The 20,545-nt window shown below is 69.7% G+C and carries 14 protein-coding genes and 1 tRNA gene; 3 read left to right on the plus strand and 12 right to left on the minus strand.

What is annotated here, in order from left to right; genetic code table 11:
- Positions 1-99: 99 nt before the first annotated feature.
- Together SLV14N_RS18110 and SLV14N_RS18115 are read right to left on the minus strand one after the other, a co-directional pair.
- A complete protein-coding gene (locus tag SLV14N_RS18110) occupies positions 100-1,020 on the minus strand; it encodes a DUF6192 family protein (protein WP_263273207.1) in 921 nt (306 codons plus the stop codon).
- A gap of 280 nt (positions 1,021-1,300) precedes the next feature.
- Positions 1,301-1,750 (minus strand): hypothetical protein, encoded by a 450-nt coding sequence (locus SLV14N_RS18115; protein ID WP_263270184.1) that lies wholly within the window; start codon positions 1,748-1,750, stop codon positions 1,301-1,303.
- Positions 1,751-1,989: 239 nt separating this feature from the next.
- On the opposite strand from SLV14N_RS18115, the gene SLV14N_RS18120 reads away from it, so the two are divergent.
- From SLV14N_RS18120 to SLV14N_RS18130, 3 genes are all read left to right on the plus strand, one after another.
- Complete coding sequence (locus SLV14N_RS18120) at positions 1,990-2,169, plus strand: hypothetical protein (protein ID WP_263270185.1); 180 nt, start codon at positions 1,990-1,992, stop codon at positions 2,167-2,169.
- A gap of 1,264 nt (positions 2,170-3,433) precedes the next feature.
- Complete coding sequence (locus tag SLV14N_RS18125) at positions 3,434-5,569, plus strand: toll/interleukin-1 receptor domain-containing protein (protein WP_263270186.1); 2,136 nt, start codon at positions 3,434-3,436, stop codon at positions 5,567-5,569.
- 136 nt (positions 5,570-5,705) lie between these two features.
- A complete protein-coding gene (locus SLV14N_RS18130; RefSeq protein ID WP_263270187.1) occupies positions 5,706-6,548 on the plus strand; it encodes a hypothetical protein in 843 nt (280 codons plus the stop codon).
- A gap of 317 nt (positions 6,549-6,865) precedes the next feature.
- Here SLV14N_RS18130 and SLV14N_RS18135 read toward each other — a convergent pair whose 3' ends face one another.
- From SLV14N_RS18135 to tmk, 10 genes are all read right to left on the minus strand, one after another.
- Entirely contained in the window at positions 6,866-7,051 is a 186-nt protein-coding gene (locus tag SLV14N_RS18135) for a hypothetical protein (RefSeq protein ID WP_263270188.1), read from the minus strand.
- Positions 7,052-7,207: 156 nt separating this feature from the next.
- Positions 7,208-8,665 (minus strand): SulP family inorganic anion transporter, encoded by a 1,458-nt coding sequence (locus tag SLV14N_RS18140; protein ID WP_263270189.1) that lies wholly within the window; start codon positions 8,663-8,665, stop codon positions 7,208-7,210.
- Positions 8,666-8,738: 73 nt separating this feature from the next.
- A complete protein-coding gene (locus SLV14N_RS18145; RefSeq protein ID WP_263270190.1) occupies positions 8,739-9,332 on the minus strand; it encodes a carbonic anhydrase in 594 nt (197 codons plus the stop codon).
- Between the two features lie 958 nt (positions 9,333-10,290).
- Positions 10,291-10,941 carry a carbonic anhydrase gene (locus SLV14N_RS18150; protein ID WP_263270191.1) on the minus strand — a complete coding sequence of 217 codons (651 nt, stop codon included), beginning with the start codon at positions 10,939-10,941 and terminating at the stop codon, positions 10,291-10,293.
- 332 nt (positions 10,942-11,273) lie between these two features.
- Entirely contained in the window at positions 11,274-12,251 is a 978-nt protein-coding gene (locus SLV14N_RS18155; RefSeq protein WP_263270192.1) for an L-threonylcarbamoyladenylate synthase, read from the minus strand.
- A gap of 400 nt (positions 12,252-12,651) precedes the next feature.
- On the minus strand, positions 12,652-13,290 hold the full coding sequence (locus tag SLV14N_RS18160) for a hypothetical protein (RefSeq protein ID WP_263270193.1): 639 nt from the start codon (positions 13,288-13,290) through the stop codon (positions 12,652-12,654).
- Between the two features lie 256 nt (positions 13,291-13,546).
- Positions 13,547-13,620 (minus strand) — tRNA-Thr (locus SLV14N_RS18165).
- 103 nt (positions 13,621-13,723) lie between these two features.
- A complete protein-coding gene (locus SLV14N_RS18170) occupies positions 13,724-15,313 on the minus strand; it encodes an alpha/beta hydrolase (RefSeq protein WP_263270194.1) in 1,590 nt (529 codons plus the stop codon).
- Positions 15,314-15,716: 403 nt separating this feature from the next.
- Entirely contained in the window at positions 15,717-16,967 is a 1,251-nt protein-coding gene (locus SLV14N_RS18175; RefSeq protein WP_208681944.1) for a DNA polymerase III subunit delta', read from the minus strand.
- 235 nt (positions 16,968-17,202) lie between these two features.
- Positions 17,203-20,520: a dTMP kinase gene (gene tmk, locus SLV14N_RS18180; protein ID WP_263270195.1), complete on the minus strand. Its 3,318-nt coding sequence runs from the start codon at positions 20,518-20,520 to the stop codon at positions 17,203-17,205.
- Between the last annotated feature and the right edge of the window lie 25 nt (positions 20,521-20,545).

Below are 20,545 nucleotides of genomic sequence, written 5' to 3' on the forward strand. Positions count from 1 at the left end.
CCTCCACGCGGGGAAGTCCTTCGTCACCGGCTCTGGCCACCCGGTTCCAAATGTCCTCTGCGCTGTCATGCGCCGTCTGGCGGCTCCGCGCCGCCACGGTTACTCACCTTCTTCGTCCTGAAGCAGCTTGGCCAACGCCTTGTCCATGTCGGTACGGCCCGTCTTGATGGCGCTCTCGCACCAGTCGAGGAGCATCCGGGCCTTGTGGACGTTGTCGAGGACCGCTGCCTTCGTCTCCTCGCTGTAGTCCTGGGAGTGGACCTGGGGGATGATCCGCTGCAGGGAGACGAAGAACGATGCGAAACTTCCGAACAGCCGCAGAATCTCCAGAGGAGCTTCCTGGTAGCTGATCCCTGGTGCCGCTTCCTCCAAAGCCTCCTCGACCTCTTCGGCGTCTTCGGCCGGCGCAAGCTCGGCCTCGGCCTCAACCTCGCGGTCGACTTCCCGCCAGTGTTCGTACTGGGCTTCCCGGAGCAGGTTCCGCGCGCGCCGGTCGGCTACAACCCGACTACGGACCTCAGGCCGCGTGATCACCTCCTTCACGATTTCGGCCGCGTCCTCGTCGCTGTGCAGGAGCCGCCGGGTCCTGGCGAGCCGCTCTTCCTTGTTACTCGGTGTGTCGAAGGACCGGTTCGCGGTCTTCTGTGCCTCGTTCACAGTCCAGCGGTTCTCTTTCGAGATCGGGTCGTACGGGTCCTTCCGGATCAGGATGTAGCGGCTTCGTACGTAGGCGAGATTCCGGTGGACGCTCCAGCAGACATCCGGCCGCCGTTTCTCCTCCGGCCACTGCGTCGCAATCTGGTGGTACTCACGCAGAGTGCTCGCGTTGATGCCGATCTGGTGGGCGAGAAGTTCGATGACCTCTCCCACCTCGCCATGCCCACGTGGGTGGCCTACCAGCGCGTCGATCACTAGATCGCCCAAGGCGAACTGAATGCTGGACTTCTGCTTGATCAGCTTCCGGCCCTTGCGAACGATCGGTTCCCATTCGGCCTTCGTATAGCCGGTGGGAAGTGTCATGGTTGCCACGAGGAGCCTCCTCACCCGTGTTGTGAACACCTTGAGCCGGCATCCGCCGACTGCCCCGCCCACCGAGCTGTAGGGAGTTACAAGGCGCCAAGACAGCCGTGAACGCCGTCTAGGAACCAATCTACCGCCGGCCCGGTATCCGGGACCTCTGAGCTGGTGCAGATCGCCGTCGCTACAGCTGGAACGCCGCGAGGCCGTTGCGTCGAAGGGCCAGCGGTGAGGCATCCCGCAAACGACTGGGACTATCGGGATGAGCGAATTTGGGCAGGGGTCAACCCGCTGCCGATCCGCCGGGTCCCCCTGACCGCTTCGAACCGCGGCGCCGTTCCTCCAGCCAAGCCAACCCCGCCAGGATCTGTGAAGGCTTCAGCCCCGTCTCCCGGTCCAGCTCCCGCGGACTGAGCCCCTGCGGATGCTCCATGATGGCGCGAACGATCTTGCCCGCCCACAGCTCCTCGTGAACGAAGGGCCTCTGCCGGAATTTCTCCTCGATCTTCTGCAGGCATTCGGCTGAGCAGACCATGACCATCACGGTGCCGTCCCTCTTGGGATTGTCCTGATAGATCGCTGATGAGTCCGGCAGCACGGTCAGCAGCGGGTCATCGCCCTCGTACAGCCCCAGCTGGAGCAACCCGCCGCACTGATCGCAGGTGTCCAGAAACGGCTCGCCGTCGTCGTTCTCGTCGACGAACTCGTCCTCGTCCGGCTCTTCCGGCTCCATGCCGCAGCCCTCGCGCTCACGTTGATCCCTGCGTGGATCGGGACCGGGCGCTCACACGACTCCAGCCCTTTCTTCCACCATGCCACCTGTCGGGTAGGGCACCGTCTGGGCGATCAGGTCCGGCTGGGAGCCGACGGCCCCGGCGGCCGGCCCGGAAGCGGCCCGGATTGCGGCTGGCACCGAGCCATGAGATCACGCACTGCCGTGTGCCAGGCCATGGCGCCCGCGCCATCGCCCGAATGGGCGGCAGCCGTCGGGCGAACATCAGCCGTCCGGACGAGGGACGGGTCTCGTACAAGCACTGCCGGGAGTTCTCGTACGGCTGGCTCACGGTGGCGCTGGACGGGGATGGACCGCAGCAGGTCCCTGGCCCGTTCGTGGGTGAGTCCGGTGGAGTAGGCCGGTGGCAGGGCGCGTAGTACGCCTGCAGCGGTGCGGCAGGCTTGTTCGGTGTCGCCGTCGCGGTGAAGACATGCCGCCGCGTCGATCCGGAGCAGGGTGGAGGACATGCTTGTGGGGGCTCCGGACAGGGACAGTGCCCAGTTCTGGCTCTCCCGGGCCCGGCCGGTCTCGCCGAGCGCAGTCAGGGCGTGGGAGAGGTGCACGTGGTGCTTGCGTTCGCCGTGCCCGAACCAGGTGTCGGCGCGCTCAGCGGCGTTGAGGCGGTCCATGGCCTGGTCGGCTGCTGCGAGGGCAGCATGCGCGCGGTCGTTTTCCCCGGTGAGGGCGTAGGCGCACGGGCGGCGGCGAGGGTGGCCGATGCGGAGGTCCTGCCTCCGGCGACGTGGCGGGCGCTGTCGGCGAGGTCGGTAGCGGCTCTGGGGCCCCGTAGTTGGGTAGAACTATCGCCCCTCGGGCCAGGACCCAGACGTGCAGGGTCCGGTCGCTCGATTCTTCGGTGACTGCCTCGGCGGTACGTAACCAGGCTCGCGCCTGGCATCGGTCGCCCAGGTCGTAGAGGAGAACGGCGGTTGTCCCGGCCATCTGCCCGGCGATCCGGGACAGTTGGGTCCGGGCGGTAGCGGTCTGAGGGAGGGCAAACACGTTGTTGAGCGGGCGACGCCGAGTGTGCTGGCGGCCTGGGGCGGCGGACGCGAGAAGACCGAAGAGACACCGACCGAGTACATCCAGCACCATGGACCTGCTGCTGGAACTCTCTCGCGTCCCGGCCGAGCAGGTGGCCGCCGGGCGCCTCCACGCCGGCCAGCGCGCCCCATTCGCTGCCAGGCAGCGGCTCCGGTCAGCGCTTCAGGTACCTCGTGCCGCCTGGCAGCGTCCTGACAGGTGAGCACTTCCTCTTCGCGGTTTCAGCGTCCAAGCCGTACCCCGGGGCAAGCCAGCCTTGACTGACACCAGCGTCTGTCGCGCGACCCGCTGCGTGATTTGGTCGGTCCTTGACGCATGATGTTGCCGTGACGATCCCGTTCCGCACAGTTGTTCCTGTGCCTGCTGAGTCGAATGCTGGCTATCCCCCCCCCCGCTAGTTTTGTCGCTACGGAGAGTGGAGAAGCGCTGGCAGGCTGATGTTGCTGTGAGGACACCGGTCTCTCCGAAGCCCCGAGCGTTTATCAGGCCAGGATGCTCACGACTTGCCAAGCGGGTTCACCAGTGCAGTGGTGTTCGGGCCGCTGGCGCCCCGCGCCAGGGCAGGACGCCTGAAGACCGCACGAGGGAGACCGGCTGATGGGCGTGGAGGAGCTGCCACGCGAAGCCCCAGATGACCGATGGGACGTCTTCGTCAGCTACAGCCGGTCCGACGCCGAGCGGGCCGCTGGGCTGATCGCCGCTCTCCATAGCCAGGGAATGCGCGTATTCGTCGACGACACCGCCGTGGACGACTTCGCCTCCATTACGACGACCATCACTAGCGCGCTGGCTCACGCCCGAGTCCTCCTGGCTCTGTACTCCGAGGAATACCCGCATCGACGAGCCTGTCAGTGGGAACTCACCTATGCCTACCTGACGGGTCTGCGGGAGGGCGATCCGCGCCGCCGCATCCTGGTGGTCAATCCGGAGCCGACAACCGACCATGTGCATCCTGTGGAACTGCGAGACGCGCGTCATTGGCCATGGCCGGCCGACGCGCAGTCGGCGCAGGACCTCGCCGCCAGCGTTGCGGCCTATAGCGCCACGCTCGACGGGCCCATGGGCACGGGCGCGGCAGTGCCATTCGTTCCTTGGCTACCCGCCCCCGCTCGTCCGGGCTCGCCGCACTTCACCGGCCGTCTGGCCGAACAATGGCGGATTCACACCGCGCTGCACCGGCATCGCGCCCCGCTGGTCAGCGTGCAGGGCGGCGACGGTCGCACCGCGCAACTGCGCGGGATGCCGGGCATCGGGAAGTCGCTGCTCGCCCAGGAGTACGCGCTGAGGTTCAGTCCTGCCTTCCCCGGCGGGGTCTTCTGGTTCGATCTGCATCGCTGCCGTGTGGGCACACCCGCCGACGCCATGCAGACGTACCTGGAGCAGATCAACACCGTCGCGTCCGCACTCGGGCTGAAGAGCGGCTCCGCCCCTCTCCCCCGTCTGCTCAGCAGCCTTGCGGTGAAGATCGGAGAGCGCAATGCCGCATGCCTGTGGGTGGTGGACGGCGTGCCGGACGGCCTGCCTCCCGACCAGCTGCATCTTCTGCGCGGCCCCCACTTGCTGGCGTCCACCCTCATCACCACGCGCTCTCGGCGCTACCCTTCCTATGCTGAGGCCATCGACGTCCAGCCCCTGCCCGAGCGGGACAGCTATCACCTGGTGACGTCACGGCGCACCCCGCACGAGGCAGCGGAGGAAGCGGCGGCACACTCTCTCGTCCACGATCTCGGCGGACACCCCTATGCGCTCGACCTCGTCGCCGAGCTCACCCTCTCCAGCAGCTTCCACCACGTCCGTGGCCGCCTGCACAGCTCCCTGACGGATGTGCTGTCCGTACCGGAACCGGCCGACGGAGCACGCGCCGTCGCCGGTCGCGGACCCCTCACCGCCCAGTTGCTCCCCCGGGCACTCGACTCCCGCACCCCTGCCGACGACGTACTGCGGCTGCTCGCCCTCGCCTGCCCCGCGCCGCTCACCCAGCACCTGCTCGAACAGATCCTGTCCACGGTGAGTTCCTACGACCCCTGGGAGGCCCCCCATCTGATCGCCGAGGCGGTTGAGGCGTTGCTCGGCGAAGGGGTCGTACAGCCCGCCGGCGCCGGCGAATCGGCCTGGACCGTACACCCTTTGCTGGCACGGGCCGTTCAACGGCACGACACCGACACGGCACGCCAGGAGGATCTCCGACGCGCCCTCCTCCATGCCCTGTCCACACTGGTCGACGAGCCTCCGGTTTCATCTCGTTCCGAGGTCGAACGCCGCGCGGCGCCGGTCATCGGCGGCAGGTCCGGGCGCCCTAGCCAGACCGAGCGCGTGGCCGCCTTCGACCTGCAGGTCGAACTGATCACCAGGATCGGCGTGCAGCCCCTCGCTCCCGATCAGGGCTCCCTGCGGGAAGCTCTCACCTCACTCCACTCGGTCTTCGGCACATCGCGCGAAGTGCTACACCGCATGGGTGCGGAAAATCCTGCCGAGGCGACTCTCCCCCGCATCGCCTCCGCCCTCACCAACGATCACCTACGACCCTTTCTGGCCACTTGGCACGCCGCACTCCAGATGCATGAGGCCACGCGGCCCGAGGGAATGAGCTCCATCGAGCACGAACGTCTCTGGGAACGCTCCGATGAAATGCGCGACGCGCTCGGCGCCCTGCGCGAGCCGCTCACCTCCATCGCCATGGCACTCGCCGAGCTGTCCGGAACCGACCTACTACCGTCGAGAAATCACACCTGACCCCTCCTGCCCCGCAGGAGGTCGGCATCCGCACACCGCAGCCTGTCCGGCATGCAGTGCCACCTTCCGGCTGAGGCATGTACGTTCTGTTGTACAGCGGTTCACGGATGCCGTTGGCCAAGGGGGAGGGACAGTGATGCGCATACGTGCTCAAGTACCGACCGCCGTACGGGCCGTGGTCTGGGGCCTTGTCGGCCTGGCGCTGGGCGGCCTTGTGGGCTTTGAGGTCCATGCCATCAGCCAGCAAGGCGCTCAGAACCAGTTCATGGCTGTGGGTATGGCCGTCGGCGCCGCGCTGGCCGTTGCCGCCGCCTTTTACCGCAACGCCTTTCGCGTCGAGTCCCTGCAATTGTGGAGCGGTCCGGGCAGCACGGTCACCATCAGATTCGACGGCGACAAACGGCTGCTCGCCGCCAAGCTCTTTCATGAGGCGGCAGACCGGATCATCGCCCAGCCGCTGGACGACGGTCGGGGCTCGATCTGTGCGGCCAGCGACTCCTTGTACGCCTGGATCACTTTTCGCCGCGAGCAGACACGCCCTGCCGGGCCGGCCAAAGCAGGGCTAGAAGGCATCGACACCGTCGACCACTACGCCTCGGACCTGCTCAACAAGGTCATCCGGCCCTTCACCACCAAGTGGCACTACGAACTCACCTGGTACGCCCAGCACCACCCCGAACAACACGAAGCCCTGTGGCCCTTCAACGACGAATTCCGTTACGACCTCAAAGTGCTCCAGTACCAGGCACGCCCCTATCTCGAGGGCCTTGCCAAGGTCGCCGGGGTGAGCAACCCGCAGGCATTCTTGGGCCCGCCCCCATCCCGTCCCGCGCCCCTGCCCGATACTCACGTCCCCTGGCACGAAAACCCAGCACGCATCGCCCCACCGGGTACCTCCCCCAGGGAAGTCACAGGCCAGCAGCCAGGAACTGTCCCACGACCAGCCACCACTTCCCCCGAATCCGGGACAGAAAACTGACGTAGGAAGCCATCGCGGAACCGTCACCCTCAGGGCCGGCGGCCTCGGCCATCGTCGCCCGTCCTTGTCCTCGCCGGCCGGTGTTGCGCACGTAATACTGCGCTGACGCGCGCAGTGTCGGCCACAGCAGGAGCGCCATACGGGTGCCCCGTCCGGGCGCTGGGTATCGACGCAACCCCTCCCGGCTGCGCCACAGTCACCACTCGAACCTCGCGAGTTGTGCCGATTGACCGCTGTTCACCGCTCTGAAGTGCAGGCTGCTTCTCTCCGCTCCCAGTCAGGTATCGGCGGGTGGCTCGCGCCTCGCAGTGCTGCTTCTACATGGGCTTCAGCTCGGTATCCGGGGCCTCGGTGCCCTGCGAGTGTCCTTCGTCGGCCGGAGGCGGTTTTGGGGTGTCGGTGTTGCTGTCGCTGCCCTTCTCACGGAGCTTTTTCAGGGCGAGTTCCTTGGCCAGCTTTTCCGAGTACAGCCGCATTTCTGCCTCTGTCCTGAGATCGAACATCGTTGCCCCCTTTGAGTGTTCCGCGCCTCGGACGATGCAGGAGTGTCTTGGGTGATGCCCCTCGCCCGGCATCGGGCGAGGGGCGGCAGTGGATGAGTCATGCGCTCCTGCTGTGAATGTGAGCCATCGCAGGTCGCGCGTTCGATGAGGGACCGGTCAGGCTTTCGCGAGCGCCTTGATGGTGGTTCCCCGCTGTTGTGCCCAGTTCTCCAGGGTGAGGCGGCAGGCGTGGTCGAGGTGGCGCACCTCGGAGAGGTCGAGTTCGACGGGCCTGTCGTGCGGGAGCGCTTCGAGGGTTTCGAGCATGCGGGGCAGCCGGAGGAACGTCGCGGACCCGGTGAGGGTGACGAGCAGCCGCCCGTCGGTCGTCTCATGGGTGTCGATGTGGACGTGGGAGGTTTCCCAGGCGCACTTGACCACGGCGAGGACGATGCCCAGGAGGACACCTTCGAACATGTTGGTGGCGATGATGGCGATCGCGGTGATGGCCAGGACAACGGCCTCGCCGCGGTGCTCGCGCCACAGAGGCAGGAGGTCCTTGACCGGGATGAGTTTGCATCCGGCGTGGACGAGTACCCCGGCGAGCGCGGCCAGCGGGATGATGCCGATCGCGGCCGGCAGGAGCGCGGCGAACAGCACGAGCCACAGACCGTGCAGGATGCGGGACAGCTTCGTCTTGGCCCCGGCCTGGACGTTGGCCGAGCTACGCACGATGACCGCGGTCAGCGGCAGGGCACCGAGGACACCGCAGATGGTGTTGCCCACGCCCTGGGCCATCAGTTCCTTGTCGTAGTCGGTGCGTGGCCCGTCGTGCATGCGGTCGACGGCGGCGGCACTGAAGAGGCTTTCAGCCGAGGCGATGAGGGCGAAGGCGAGGACCGTGCCCAGGGCGGCGAGGCTGCCCAGCGAGGCGAAGTCAGACATCCCCGGCGGCTGGATGGCCGAGAGGAGCCCTTGGACTTCGACGCGGGGCACGGACCAGCCGAATGCCGCAGTGGCGGCGGTGACCAGGGCGACCGCGGCAAGCGGCGCGGGCACCATCTGGGCCTTGGCCGGGAGTTTCTTCCACAGGACCAGAATGGCGATGGTGGCTGCCCCGATGGCGAACGCGGTCAGGGCAGTGCTGGAGGTGGCGATCTCGGTGACCAGGTGCGGGAGTCCCGCGATCTTGTCGAGGCCGGAGCGGGGTTGCTTGACGTCGGCCATGGTGTAGAGCTGGCCGAAGATCAGAACGAGTCCGATGCCGGCGAGCATGCCCTGGACGACGGCGACCGTGATCGCGCGGAAGAAGCGACCGAACCGCATTGCTCCCAGCGCGATTTGGACCAGGCCGGCGATCAGGACGATGGCGCCCAGAACGCCGAGGCCGAATTCCTGGACGGCCTCGAAGACCAGGACGGTCAGGCCGGCGGCCGGGCCGCTGACCTGGAGGCTGCTGCCGGGCAGGAAGCCGACGACCAGGCCGCCCACGATGCCGGTTATCAGGCCGAGTTCGGCGGGCACTCCGGAGGCTACGGCCACTCCCACGCACAGGGGTAGGGCGACCAGGAAGACGACGAGGGAGGCTAGGAGGTCACGCCGCAGGTGGGCGGGTTTGGTGAGGGTGGAGAGCATCAGTGGACTTCCTCGCACAGCGGAAGCGGAAGGGGAGAGGTACTCGGCGGCCCGTGAGGCGGGCGGATGCGGGTCACAGCGGTCGGAAAGACTTGTCGTCCGGCCCGTACTGCTGCACGGCTCCGGTGTGCACCTCGTAGTACCAGGCGTGCACCGCCAAGGTGCCCTCCGCGACCCGTTCCGCGATGCAAGGGTGGGAGTGCAGCCGCTCCAGTTGGGCGACCGCGTGGAGCTGGACCGCCTCTGCAACGTCCGGGGAGAGAGGTGCGGTCGTCTCGGGCTGCGATGCCGCCCGCTCCAACCAGCCTTGCACGGCAGGCAGGTTGGAAAGATCGCCTCCGCTGACCAGGGCGTTGACCGCGCCGCAGTGGGAGTGGCCGCACACGATGATGTCGCGGACGCCGAGCACGCGCACCGCGTACTCGATGGTGGCGGTCTCGGCGGCGGGGTGGTCGCTGCTGTACTCGGGCACGATGTTGCCCGCCGTTCGCAGCTCGAACAGTTCACCGGGGCGTGCGCCGGTAATCAGGGACGGCACCACGCGCGAGTCGGAGCACGTGATGAACAGGACCTCGGGGCTCTGCCCGGCCTCAAGGGCGCTGAACTCCTCAGCGCGCTCTGCCACATGCGTCGTGAAGGAACGTGCGTTGTCAACCAGGGACTTCATGGTGGCCTTTCTCCTGCGCCCACAAGCGATGCTTGTGGGAGCGGTGTGTTCAGGTCATCAGTCGATGGGATGTACGTCGGCGTGCCCGAAGAGCGGGACAGCCGGTGGGTTGGTGCGTCGTCGTCGACGCGAAGAGGTAATCCGAGACGGGATGGCGCCCGCGCCTACAGGGCGGAACGCGTCACCGCCGCTAGCGGCAGGAGCGGGGACGTCTGTGGTCGGGGAGGGACCATGCCGACCAGTGGCCGGAATCGCATGGAACCCGTCGTCTCTCCATCAGCACATCTCCCCCCGGATAACGTGGCCGTTGGCCAGGCCACATGCCTGCCACTGCGTCAAGGCCGTTTCGCTTGGTGCAACCGCGAACACCTCTTTGCACGGAGATTACCTCACGACTGAAGGTCAAGTCACGGTCAAGCAACGGACCATACGGGTGATTGGCGCATTGCCGACTGTGATGTGCCCAGGCGTACGCCCTATAAGGCGAGAGCGGAAGCGGGCTTCCACGAGTGCCCCGACTCTTCGGAATCAGGTTTCATCAAATTGGCACGCCCTGCTCGCTTATCGTTCGCTTGTGCTAAGCGGGCTCAGCGGCATGTGTGTCGGGGCGGTATGCGGCCGAGTGGCCAGGGCGAGGGGCAAGAGTTACCAGCGCTGATGCTGTTCCGGCTGCCAGTGGCGGAGTGTCTGACGGATGCGGCAGCCATGCCCGAGGTCATCCCCGCCGGTGACACGGATGAACGCTGTGCCAACGTCGATCAGGCCCTGGATTGAAGCGCGGATGGCGGGCGGCACCGCGCCGGTGACGGGGCGGTGCCGCTGACGAGGCCGAGATTTCAGGCCATCCCCAGGACGGCGAGTGCGGCCACAGGGGCGGCCATGGAATTCGTGCGATCACTCAGCGTTAGGGATGTCACGCTGTGGAGTTGGTCGCTGTCGTCGTCTGCATGTGCATGGTTCAGGCGGCCGTGCCTGGGGCGGCTGCTTCCTCCGGCAGGCCGCGGGACGTGACGAGTCGGGCGCTGCCGTCGGCCAGCCGGTAGGACAGGCCCACCACGGCTGTCTTTCCGGCGGTGACCTGGTCGGCGAGCACTCGGGAGCGGTCCAGGAGGAGGTCGACGGTGTGCCGTATGTGCTCGTCGATGATGTCGTCGTCCTCGGTGAGTCCGGCGGCGCGGGCGGCCAGAACGCTGGTCGTGACGCGCTCGACGACGTCGCGTACGTACCCGGTGGTGCCGAGGCCGTCGGTCAGGGCGGCGCGGGTGGCCGCGACCGCGCCGCACGAGTCGTGGCCCAGCACCACGACCAGCGGGCATTCGAGCACGCTGATTCCGTACTCGATGCTGCCGAGCACCTCGGCCCCTGCCACGTGGCCTGCGGTGCGGACGACGAACAGGTCACCCAGGCCCCGGTCGAAGACGATCTCGGCGGCCAGGCGGGAGTCGGAGCAGCCGAAGAGCGCGGCGAAGGGGCGCTGGCCGGGTGCGGTTGCGGCGCGGCGGGCGGCGTCCTGGTTCGGGTGTTCCGGTGTGCCGGCAACGAAGCGTTGGTTGCCGGCCAGAAGCAGTTCGAAGGCTTCGGAGGGAGTCAGGGGCGGTGCGTCAGTCATGGCCGCAGGGTACGGCCGAGCCCAGCTCACCGCTAGGTCGGGGGCCACTGACGCAGCCGAGGACGCGGCGGCTGCGGACTGAGCGCCCTCGTGTCGTCGGGCATCCCCAGGCGCTGGGCGACGGCGGCTTCGAGCAGGAGTCTGAGCGCGTGGCGGGCCCGGTCTCCCCGATAGGGCCAGTAGCTACCGGTCACCTGCGCATCGTCCGGCGCCGTGCCACGGAGGCGCTGTTCGTTGTGCACCGCCATGCAGTGCACAACGACAGCATTGCGATCATGAAGCCCGCTGAACGGGTGGGCTGGAGCAGGTTGTTGTGCCGTGGTGCTGGTTACTTAAGAGGGCCGGGGGCCCGCGGCGCGGCGGAGCCGGTTGGCGATCGCCAGTCCCAGCCCCTCCTCCACCGGCAAGGACGCGACGATGAGGTCGCACCCCTGCTGGTCGAGCTCGCGCAGGAACCCGTACAGCCCGTGCGCGTAGGCGGCCATCGAATCGGGGACCGCCACCACGGCGTGCGCCTTGACCGGAGCGTCGGCGAGCGAAGGGGGAAGGAAGACGCCCACCTGGTGACCGAGCTCCTGCGAGAATTCCGCTTGGGCGATGACCTTCTCGGGTTCGACGAGGACGACCCGTGCCCGCGGCGCGTAGTGCGACGGATGCTGGCCCGGCACCCGGACCCGGCTGGTCGAGGGGACCGCGAGGGGGAACCCCAGCACCGCTTCGAGGTCCTCGCGCGTCACCCCGCCGGGCCGAAGGACGCTCGGGATCTCGCCCGTGGCGTCGACGATGGTCGACTCGACGCCGACCTCGCAGGGGCCGCCGTCCAGCACGAAGTCGACGGCATCACCGAGCTCCGCACGAACGTGGTCCGCCGTTGTGGGGCTGACCGAGCCGAAGCGGTTGGCGGACGGGGCCGCGACACCACCACCGAAGGCCGCCAGCAGCGCGAGCGCGACGGGATGGTCGGGCACCCGCACAGCCACCGTCTGAAGGCCGCCGGTCGCCTCCAGGGGCACGCGGGGACCGCGCCGAAGGACCAGCGTGAGCGGCCCCGGCCAGAAGCGCTCGGCCAGAACGCGCGCCGCCGCGGGCACGTCCTCAACCCAGTCGTCCAGCTGCTCCGCGCCGCCGATGTGGACGATCAGCGGGTGGGAGGGCGGACGCCCCTTGACCTGGAAGATGCGCGCGACAGCAGCGGGATCCTCGGCGTTGGCGCCCAGACCGTAGACCGTTTCGGTCGGGAGGGCCACCAAGCCGCCGGCGCGCAGCACACCGGCCGCCTTCTCGATGTCACTCGTCGTCCTTGCCGTCACGCTCACAATCCTCTCACTGTGCCGCTCTCCACATTCCGTGGTCGCGTCGACGGCCGAGCCTCGCCGAGCCGCTCGACGGTGGCCGAACTTGCTCAAGTAGCGGCCCTGTCCTGGTCGTTGCCCCGGCGCGGAGCTACGCAGCAGGTGGTGCGCCGTTCCTGGCTGCTGCTCGATCGCGTGACAGCTCAGTTGCACGTGTCACCGTGCACGCTTTCGCCGGCCCCGGTCTCATGACACTGTGGGGCGCTACGCCTGCCGCCGGGCGCCACCTCTCGGGCCCTGCCTGCCTGATCTCAGATAGGTCTCTCAGCGAACAGAATTCGCCGCGCTCTCACATCCGCGCTCGCACAGCCGGTCCGCGCTGCCACTGCTCCGTCTGCCCCTCCCCGGTCGGCCGAGCCTATCCGGCAGCCTGTTCGCGGAGACCACGGGCGAGCGCGGCGTGATGTCGCATGACCGGCACGGTGCCAGCGTCCACCTCATTCTGGTCGTGGTCCTCGCCACAGGGGCAAATGCTCCAGCCGTCCTCCTCGATCCGTTCGGCCACCGTGTCCACCAGTTCGGCCAGTTCGTCGAGGATTCCGACCGGGATGTCCGCCGAGCCGTCCGCGTGGCGCTTCACGAGGGCGGCACCGATCTCGGTGGCAAGGTCCAGGAGGTGGGCCGCGGCTGGACCGTCGTCATTCACGCTGGCGTATTTGCCGGCCTGCGAGGCGGCCATGACCAGGTGGCCGAGCACCTCGACGGGCACGCTGACCGCGCTGTCCTCGATCCGTACCGGGCGAATGGCATGCGGTGGCGCAGCTCTCTGATCATCCGCAGCAGCCGCCTGCATGATGACCTCGGCCACTGCTTCTGCGGTCACCAGGTGGACAACTTCCTCGTAATCCATGCCCGATTGCTTGGCCATGGTCTCGACGAGGTGGGTCGCGACACCCTGCACGGCCGTCGGCTCCACCTCGACTCCGTGGGTCAGCAGCACGGCGCTCGCCTGCGCCACGAGCGTCTTGAACGGGAGGGTGTCCATTGGGTCTGCCACGTTGCCCAGCCTAGAAGCCGTCGTTGGAGCGTTTCTACAAAACCGGTTTGATCGCCAAGGAACCTCGCCGGCCCGTTCGGCGGCCCGGCGACGGTTTTTCTCGCGCACCCCTCTGCACAAGCTCTGCGCTCATGCGCTCCCCTTGCGCTCCCCTTGGATTTGGCGGCACGAATCGAAGCGCCGCCACCGGCCAAGGTGAACCCCTCCGGTAAGAGAAAAGCCAGGTCAGAGGGGGTCTGACCTGGCTTCTCGTCGGAGCCGCCTTCGGGATTCGAACCCGAGACCTACGCATTACGAGTGCGTTGCTCTGGCCAACTGAGCTAAGGCGGCGTGGTGCGCGGCCCAGTCTACACATCGCGGAGGGGTGCTCTGTAACGCGTTCAGGGGCTGGTCAGAGGGCGGCGGGGGGAGAGGGGGACGGGTGTGGTGCGGGTCACTTGCAGCGTTTGCCCTTCGGGGGGACGGTGCCCTTGAGGAGGTAGTTGTTGATCGCGGTGTCGATGCACTTGCTGCCGCGGCCGTAGGCGGTGTGGCCGTCGCCCTCGTAGGTGAGGAGGGTGGCGCTGGAGAGCTGGGCGGCGAGGGCCTTGGCCCAGGTGTAGGGGGTGGCCGGGTCGCGGGTGGTGCCGACGACGAGGATCGGGGCGGCGCCCTTGGCCTCGATGCGGTGGGCCGTGCCGGTGGGCTTGACCGGCCAGTACGCGCAGTTCAGGGCGGCCCAGGCGAAGTTTTCGCCGAAGACCGGGGAGGCCTTGCGGAAGCTGGGCAGGGCGGCGCGGACCTGGTCGGGGCCGGTGAAGGCGGAGGCGAGGTCGAGGCAGTTGACGGCGGGGTTGGCGTACATCTGGTTGGCGTAGGTGCCGTTCGGGTCGCGCTCGTAGTAGCTGTCGGAGAGGGCGAGCAGCCCGCGGCCGTTGCCGGCCTTGGCCTGGGCCAGGTATTCGCGCAGGACGGGCCAGGCACGCTCGTCGTACATGGCGGCGACGACGCCCGTAGTGGCGAGGGATTCGGTGAGCTTGCGCTCCTCGCCCGTTTTCGCCGGATGGGCGTCCAGCTTTTTGAAGAGGGCGGAGAGCTGCCGGCCGGCGTCCTCGACGCTGGTGGTCCCGAGCGGGCAGTCCTTGTGCTTGGTGCAGTCCGCGGCGAAGGCGCTGAAGGCGGTGTTGAAGCCGGCGGTCTGGTTGAGGTTGACGGTGCGGGAGTCAAGCGTCGGGTTCATGGCGCCGTCCAGGACCATGCGGCCGACGCGGGAGGGGTAGAGGCCGGCGTAGGTCGCGCCGAGGAAGGTGCCGTAGGAGGCGCCCACGTAGGTGAGCTTCTTGTCGCCCAGGACGGCGCGCAGCACGTCCATGTCGCGGGCGGCCTCGATGGTGGAGACATGGGAGAGCAGCTTGCCGGCGCGGGATGCGCAGCCCTTGGCGAAGCTGCGGTAGGCGCTGATGAGCTTGTTCACCTCGGCCGGTGAGTCCGGGGTCACATCGGTCTGGGTGTAGCGGTCCATCTGCTTGTCGGTCAGGCACTCGACCGGTTCGCTGTGGTCCACACCGCGCGGGTCCATCGCCACCAGGTCGTAGCGCGCGCGGACCGAGGCGGGCTGGGGCGCGTACTGCTGGAGGTAGTCGATGGCCGAGCCGCCGGGGCCGCCCGGATTGACCTGGAGGGAGCCGATCCGGCTGCCGGGGCCGGTGGCCTTCTTGCGGGCCACCGCGAGCTTGAGGTCGGTGTCCGCGCTGGGCTTGGCGTAGTCGAGGGGCGCCTTCATCGTGGCGCACTCGAAGCCCGCCACCTTACAGGGATGCCAGCTCAGCTTCTGGTCGTAATACGGGCGAAGGCCGGATGGGGTGGCAGCCGGGAGGGGCGCGAGGGAGGCGGCCTCGGCGGGGCGCTGGACACCGGCCTCCGTCCTGTGGCCCGGGGACGCCTCGCTGCCGGGGGACGAACTCCCCGAGGAGCAGCCGGAGATCAGCAGAGCGGTGGCCGCGAGAACGGCGGCAGAGGTGCGGAGCAGGCGGCTGGTGGCCATGGGCGGTCCCTTGGTCTCGGTCCCTGGGAGTGGAGTGTGGGGTGTGGAGTGCGGAGTCGGTCCCTGGATGTGGAGTGCGGTGGAGTCCGGTGAATGAAGTGCGGTGGATGAAGTGCGGTGGATGGAGTCCGGTGGATGGAGTGCGGTGGATGGAGTGCGGTGGATGGAGTGCAGGTACTTCGGTACGGCGTGCCGTGCGGGGGTGGAGCGGTGAGCGGTAGGGGCGGTCCGGGGGCGCGTTTTCGGGCAGAGAGCCGAACTTCGGCCGGTAGGGCGGATGGCTGTGGGCGGGTGACGTGAACACTCCCGCACGGAGAGTATCCGGGTGAGGACGTGGTGTGTGCGGCTCCTGGAGTAGGTGGCCGGGTGACCGGCGGGGGCCGGTGCCCTGGGTGGGTGGTGGTCAGCCGGCGCGGAGCGCCACCGTCATCGCCTCGACCGCGAGGAGGGGGGCCACATTGCGGTCCAGGGCCTCACGGCAGGCGATGACGGCTTCTATACGGCGCAGGGTGCGCTCGGGGGTCGAGGCGGTGGCGATGCGCTGGACGCTGTCGCGTACCTCGTCGTTGGCGAGGGGTACCGATGCACCCATCTGGAGGGCGAGGACGTCGCGGTAGAAGCCGGTGAGGTCGACCAGGGCCAGATCGAGGCTGTCGCGCTGGGTACGGGTCGAGCGGCGCTTCTGCTTGTCCTGGAGTTCCTTCATGGCGCCGGCCGTGCCGCGCGGCAGCCGTCCGTTGGTGCCGGCGGCGGCGCCGAGCGCGGCGCGCAGCTCCTCGGTCTCCTTGGTGTCGACCTCCTCGGCGACCTGCTTGGCGTCCTCCCCCGCGGCGTCGATCAGCTCCTGGGCGGCCTTGAGGCAGCCGCCGATGTCGTCGACGCGGAGGGGGAGTTTCAGTACGGCCGTCCGGCGGGCACGGGCGCGCTCGTCGGTGGCGAGGCGGCGGGCCCGGCCGATGTGTCCCTGGGTGGCGCGGGCGGCCCGGCCGGCGGCCTCCGGTTCGATGCCGTCCCGGCGGACGAGGACATCGGCGACCGCGTCGACCGGCGGTGTACGCAGGGAGAGCAGGCGGCAGCGCGAGCGGATGGTGGGGAGGACGTCCTCCACGGAGGGGGCGCAGAGCAGCCAGACCGTACGGGGCGCGGGCTCCTCGACGGCCTTGAGGAGGACATTGCCGGCGCCTTCGGTGAGGCGGTCGGCGTCCTCCAGGACGATCACCTGCCAGCGGCCGCCGGACGGGGAGAGCGAGGACCGGCGGACCAGGTCGCGGGTCTCCTTGACACCGATGGACAACAGGTCCGTACGGACGATCTCGACATCGGCGTGGGTGCCGATCAGGGCGGTGTGGCAGCCGTCGCAGAAGCCGCAGCCGGGGGCGCCGCCGAGGGCGCGGTCCGGGCTGACGCACTGCAGGGCGGCGGCGAAGGCACGGGCAGCGGTGGAGCGTCCGGAGCCGGGCGGGCCCGTGAACAGCCAGGCGTGCGTCATCTGGGAGGCGCCGCCGCTGTCCGCGGACGGCGGCTCCGGCCGCTCACCGGGCGGGGGCTCCTGCCCGGCCCGCTCCGCGGAGACCAGGGCGTCCGCATCGCGCGCGGCCGCGGCCAGCTGCGCCGTCACCCGGTCCTGGCCGACCACGTCGTCCCATACCGCCATCGCTGTCCGCCGTTCCTGTGCCGTTCCGTCCTGCCCGTGCCGCGCGGCGTGCGGGTGCGCCCGGCCTCGCACACCGCGCAGCGCTCCGCGCCTGACCCATTGTGGTGCAACCCACTGACAAACGAATCCGGAAGCCGGCGCCGGGTGGCCGGACGCCCCCTCCGGAAACGGAGAACGGCCGTGGCCGCAGCTTTTCCGCTGCGGCCACGGCCGGTCGTACGGGCGTCCCGGCCGGCTAGCCGCGCCGTCCCTGGCCGCCGCGACGGCCGTCCTCGCCCCTGCCGTCGTCCGCGTCCTCGTCCCCGCGCGGGCCCAGCAGCTCGTCGGCGAGCGTGGGCAGATCATCCAGCGGGGTCTCCTCCGCCCATTCGGGGCGGGGGCGGCTGCGCTGCGGGATCTCCACGGGGTGGCCCGTCGCCGGGTCGATCTGCGGGAGTTCGCGGGTGCGCTCGACGCGAGACTCCGCGGGGGCGGACTGCTGTCCCGACCCCGGGCCGTTCCCGCCGGCCGCCGCGTCCGGTGTCTCCTTGCGGAACATCCACGGCGGCACGCGGTCGGCGGGGTCACCGCTGCGCCCGTCGTCACCGCGTACGTCGCCCCGTACGGGCGGCAGCACCGCGGTCTCCTCCACGTCGGCGCCATGACCGTGCCAGGCGTCCTGCGCGTCACGCACCGGAGGCAGCACCGCCGTCTCGTCCGCCGCACGGTGAACGTCACCGCCCGGTGTCCCGGGCCGCGGCAGCGACTCCTCGGTCCGCTCGCTGTCCGAGCCGGAACCGGCGGACGGGGACGCGTCGTCGGGCGCGCTCTCGCCGAACCGCTTGCGCAGATCCGCGACGTAGGTCTCCGCCGTGGGAGCGTCGGCCGCCTCCGCCGCCTCGGCCGCGGCCTTGGCCTCCGCCGCGGCAGCCGCCTCGGCCGCCGCCTTCCGCGCCTCCTCGGCGCGCACCAGGGCCGCCTCGGCCTTGCGCTGCTTCTCCAGGCGGCGCTCCTCGGCCTCCTTGCGCAGCCGAGCCTCCTCCTCGTGCTGCTTGCGCAGCCGCTCCTGCTCGGCCTGGCGGGCCCGTTCCTCCGCCTCGCGGCGGGCCCGCTCCGCCTCCGCGGCCTGCCGGGCCTCCTCGGCGCGCTTGCGGGCCTCCTCGGCCTGGCGGGCCTCCTCGCGCGCCCTGGCCGCCTCGGCCTCCTGGCGCTTGCGCTCTTCCTCCTCGGCGCGCAGCCTGGCGAGCTGCTCCTGGCGCTCGCGCTCCTGGCGCTCCTCCTCCGCCTTGCGCGCGGCCTCTTCCTCGGCCTTGCGGCGGGCCTCTTCCTCGGCGGCCTTACGGGCCTCGGCCTGCGCCTGGAGCTCGGGCTCGGACAGCGGGAGCACCTGGTCGAGGCGGTGCCGGACGACGGTGGTGACGGCTTCCGGTTCCTGGCCGGCGTCGACGACCAGATAGCGCGCGGGGTCGGCGGCGGCCAGGGTGAGGAAGCCGGCCCGTACCCGCTGGTGGAACGCGGCGGGCTCGGACTCCAGCCGGTCCGGTGCCTCGGTGAAGCGCTCCCGTGCGGTCTCCGGGGAGATGTCGAGCAGCACCGTCAGATGGGGGACGAGACCGTCGGTGGCCCAGCGCGAGATCCGGGCGATCTCCGTGGGGGCGAGGTTGCGCCCGGCGCCCTGGTAGGCGACGGAGGAGTCGATGTACCGGTCGGTGATGACGACCGCGCCGCGCTCCAGGGCCGGCCGGATGACGCTGCTGACGTGCTCGGCCCGGTCGGCGGCGAACATCAGCGCCTCCGCACGGTCCGAGAGCCCGGACGTCGAGACGTCCAGGATGATCGAGCGCAGCCGCTTGCCGATGGCGGTGGCGCCCGGCTCGCGGGTCACCACGACCTCGTGGCCCTTGCTGCGGATCCACTCCGCGAGCGCCTCGACCTGGGTGGACTTGCCGGCGCCGTCGCCGCCTTCCAGGGCGATGAAGAAGCCGGTGGGGGCGGGTGCCTGCGCCGGGTCGCCGCCGCGCAGCGCCTCCCGCAGATCACGCCGCAGCGGTACGCCCTGCCGGTCGTCGGCCTTGCCGAGCACCAGGGCGGCGACCGGCAGCAGCAGCGCACCGGCCAGCATCAGCGTGTAGGCGGCGCCGCCGTACGCGAAGCTGAAGGGGCCGTCGCCGACGTGGTGCGGGCCGATGACGGCCGCGAGCAGCGGCGCGACGATGGCGGCCAGCGCGATGGAGAGCCGGACGACGGCGTGCAGATGCTCGGTCGTACGGGCGGTACGGGATTCCTCGGACTCCTGGTCCAGCAGGACGTGCCCCGTATTGGCGGCGATCCCGGCACTGATACCGGCCAGCAGCGCGAGCACCAGCACCGTCGTCGGGTCCGGGACCAGGCCCATGGCCAGCAGCGCCAGGCCCGTGGCGGCCACCGCGAGGGCGAGCAGCCGGCGCCGGGAGAGGGTCGGCAGCACCCGGTGGGCGCCGCGGATACCGACGGCCGTGCCACCGGTCAGCGCGAGCACCAGCAGCGCGAAGGCGGCCGGCCCGCCGGCCAGGTCGTAGCCGTGCAGGACAGCGAGCGAGACGGCCGCGGCGAGGGCCGCGGCCACCGCGGCGCAGGCCGCCACCAGCAGCGGGATCGCGCCCGTACGGCCCTTGTCGACGGCCGGGCGGGCGGTGCCGTTCTCCGCCTTCTCGCCCGGTGCCGGCTGTCCGGTTTTCGCTCCTGCGGCCTTGGGCCGGCGCAGCCCCTCCAGAGGGGAGCGCGGCCGCGGCGTCGGCACACCGGGGAATTCGATGAAGTAGAGGATCGATACGGAGGCGGCGAACAGCCCGGCGGCGACGTACGAGCCGAGCGCGGCCTGGTGGAGGTGGAACCAGTCGATGCCGGTGCCCAGCAGCTTGCTGATGAGGGTGACGACCACCAGGGCGGCGGCCGCGATCGGCAGCGAGACGAAGGCGGTGCGCAGCGAGAGGCGGCGCAGGGCGTCCATGTTGTCGGGCAGGGGGCGGACCGCGGCGCCCTCGGGGGGCGGGGTGGGCAGCAGCCCGGGGGCGGCGCTCTCCCGTGCGACGGTCCAGAAGCGTTCGGCAACACCGGTGACGAAGACCGTGACCAGCAGCCAGGCCAGTGCGTCGTCCGGCGTCCAGTCGATCCAGAGGGGCGCGATGACCAGCAGCGCGAGCCGCAGCACATCCGCGCCGATCATCGTCCAGCGCCGGTCCAGCGGCCCGGCGGGCGCGGTGAGCGCGGACAGCGGGCCCAGCAGGACGGCTCCGAAGAGCAGCATCGCCAGCATCCGGGCCGCGAAGACCGCGGTGACCGCGAGGGCGGCTCCCCGATAACCGCCGCCGAAGACGGCTTCGCCGCCCAGGGGGACGTACAGCGCCGCCTGCAGGGCGAGCAGTACGAGGACAAGCATGGACAGGGCATCGCCGATGCCCCCGACAAATTGGGCGCTCCACAGTCGCTTCAGTGGGGGGAAGCGGAGCAGGGCTCGCACGGCGCGCTCGCGGGAATCCGCCGCTAGGGCGCCTGAAGTGGGGGTCACGACCGTTGGCTGCTCGGCACGCGTCATCTCGCCAGCCTATCGATACGGCGCG

It is taken from the genome of Streptomyces sp. Je 1-4 4N24 (assembly GCF_026239515.1).
GTDB lineage: Bacteria > Actinomycetota > Actinomycetes > Streptomycetales > Streptomycetaceae > Streptomyces > Streptomyces nigrescens.

Coding starts and splice junctions, on each gene's coding strand:
- SLV14N_RS18170 (WP_263270194.1), bottom strand. CDS start 15,313: ATGGCCACCAGCCGCCTGCTCCGCACCTCTGCCGCCGTTCTCGCGGCC.
- SLV14N_RS18175 (WP_208681944.1), bottom strand. CDS start 16,967: ATGGCGGTATGGGACGACGTGGTCGGCCAGGACCGGGTGACGGCGCAG.
- SLV14N_RS18110 (WP_263273207.1), bottom strand. CDS start 1,020: ATGACACTTCCCACCGGCTATACGAAGGCCGAATGGGAACCGATCGTT.
- SLV14N_RS18130 (WP_263270187.1), top strand. CDS start 5,706: ATGCGCATACGTGCTCAAGTACCGACCGCCGTACGGGCCGTGGTCTGG.
- SLV14N_RS18120 (WP_263270185.1), top strand. CDS start 1,990: ATGGGCGGCAGCCGTCGGGCGAACATCAGCCGTCCGGACGAGGGACGG.
- SLV14N_RS18135 (WP_263270188.1), bottom strand. CDS start 7,051: ATGTTCGATCTCAGGACAGAGGCAGAAATGCGGCTGTACTCGGAAAAG.
- SLV14N_RS18140 (WP_263270189.1), bottom strand. CDS start 8,665: ATGCTCTCCACCCTCACCAAACCCGCCCACCTGCGGCGTGACCTCCTA.
- SLV14N_RS18115 (WP_263270184.1), bottom strand. CDS start 1,750: ATGGAGCCGGAAGAGCCGGACGAGGACGAGTTCGTCGACGAGAACGAC.
- SLV14N_RS18145 (WP_263270190.1), bottom strand. CDS start 9,332: ATGAAGTCCCTGGTTGACAACGCACGTTCCTTCACGACGCATGTGGCA.
- tmk (WP_263270195.1), bottom strand. CDS start 20,520: ATGACGCGTGCCGAGCAGCCAACGGTCGTGACCCCCACTTCAGGCGCC.
- SLV14N_RS18125 (WP_263270186.1), top strand. CDS start 3,434: ATGGGCGTGGAGGAGCTGCCACGCGAAGCCCCAGATGACCGATGGGAC.
- SLV14N_RS18150 (WP_263270191.1), bottom strand. CDS start 10,941: ATGACTGACGCACCGCCCCTGACTCCCTCCGAAGCCTTCGAACTGCTT.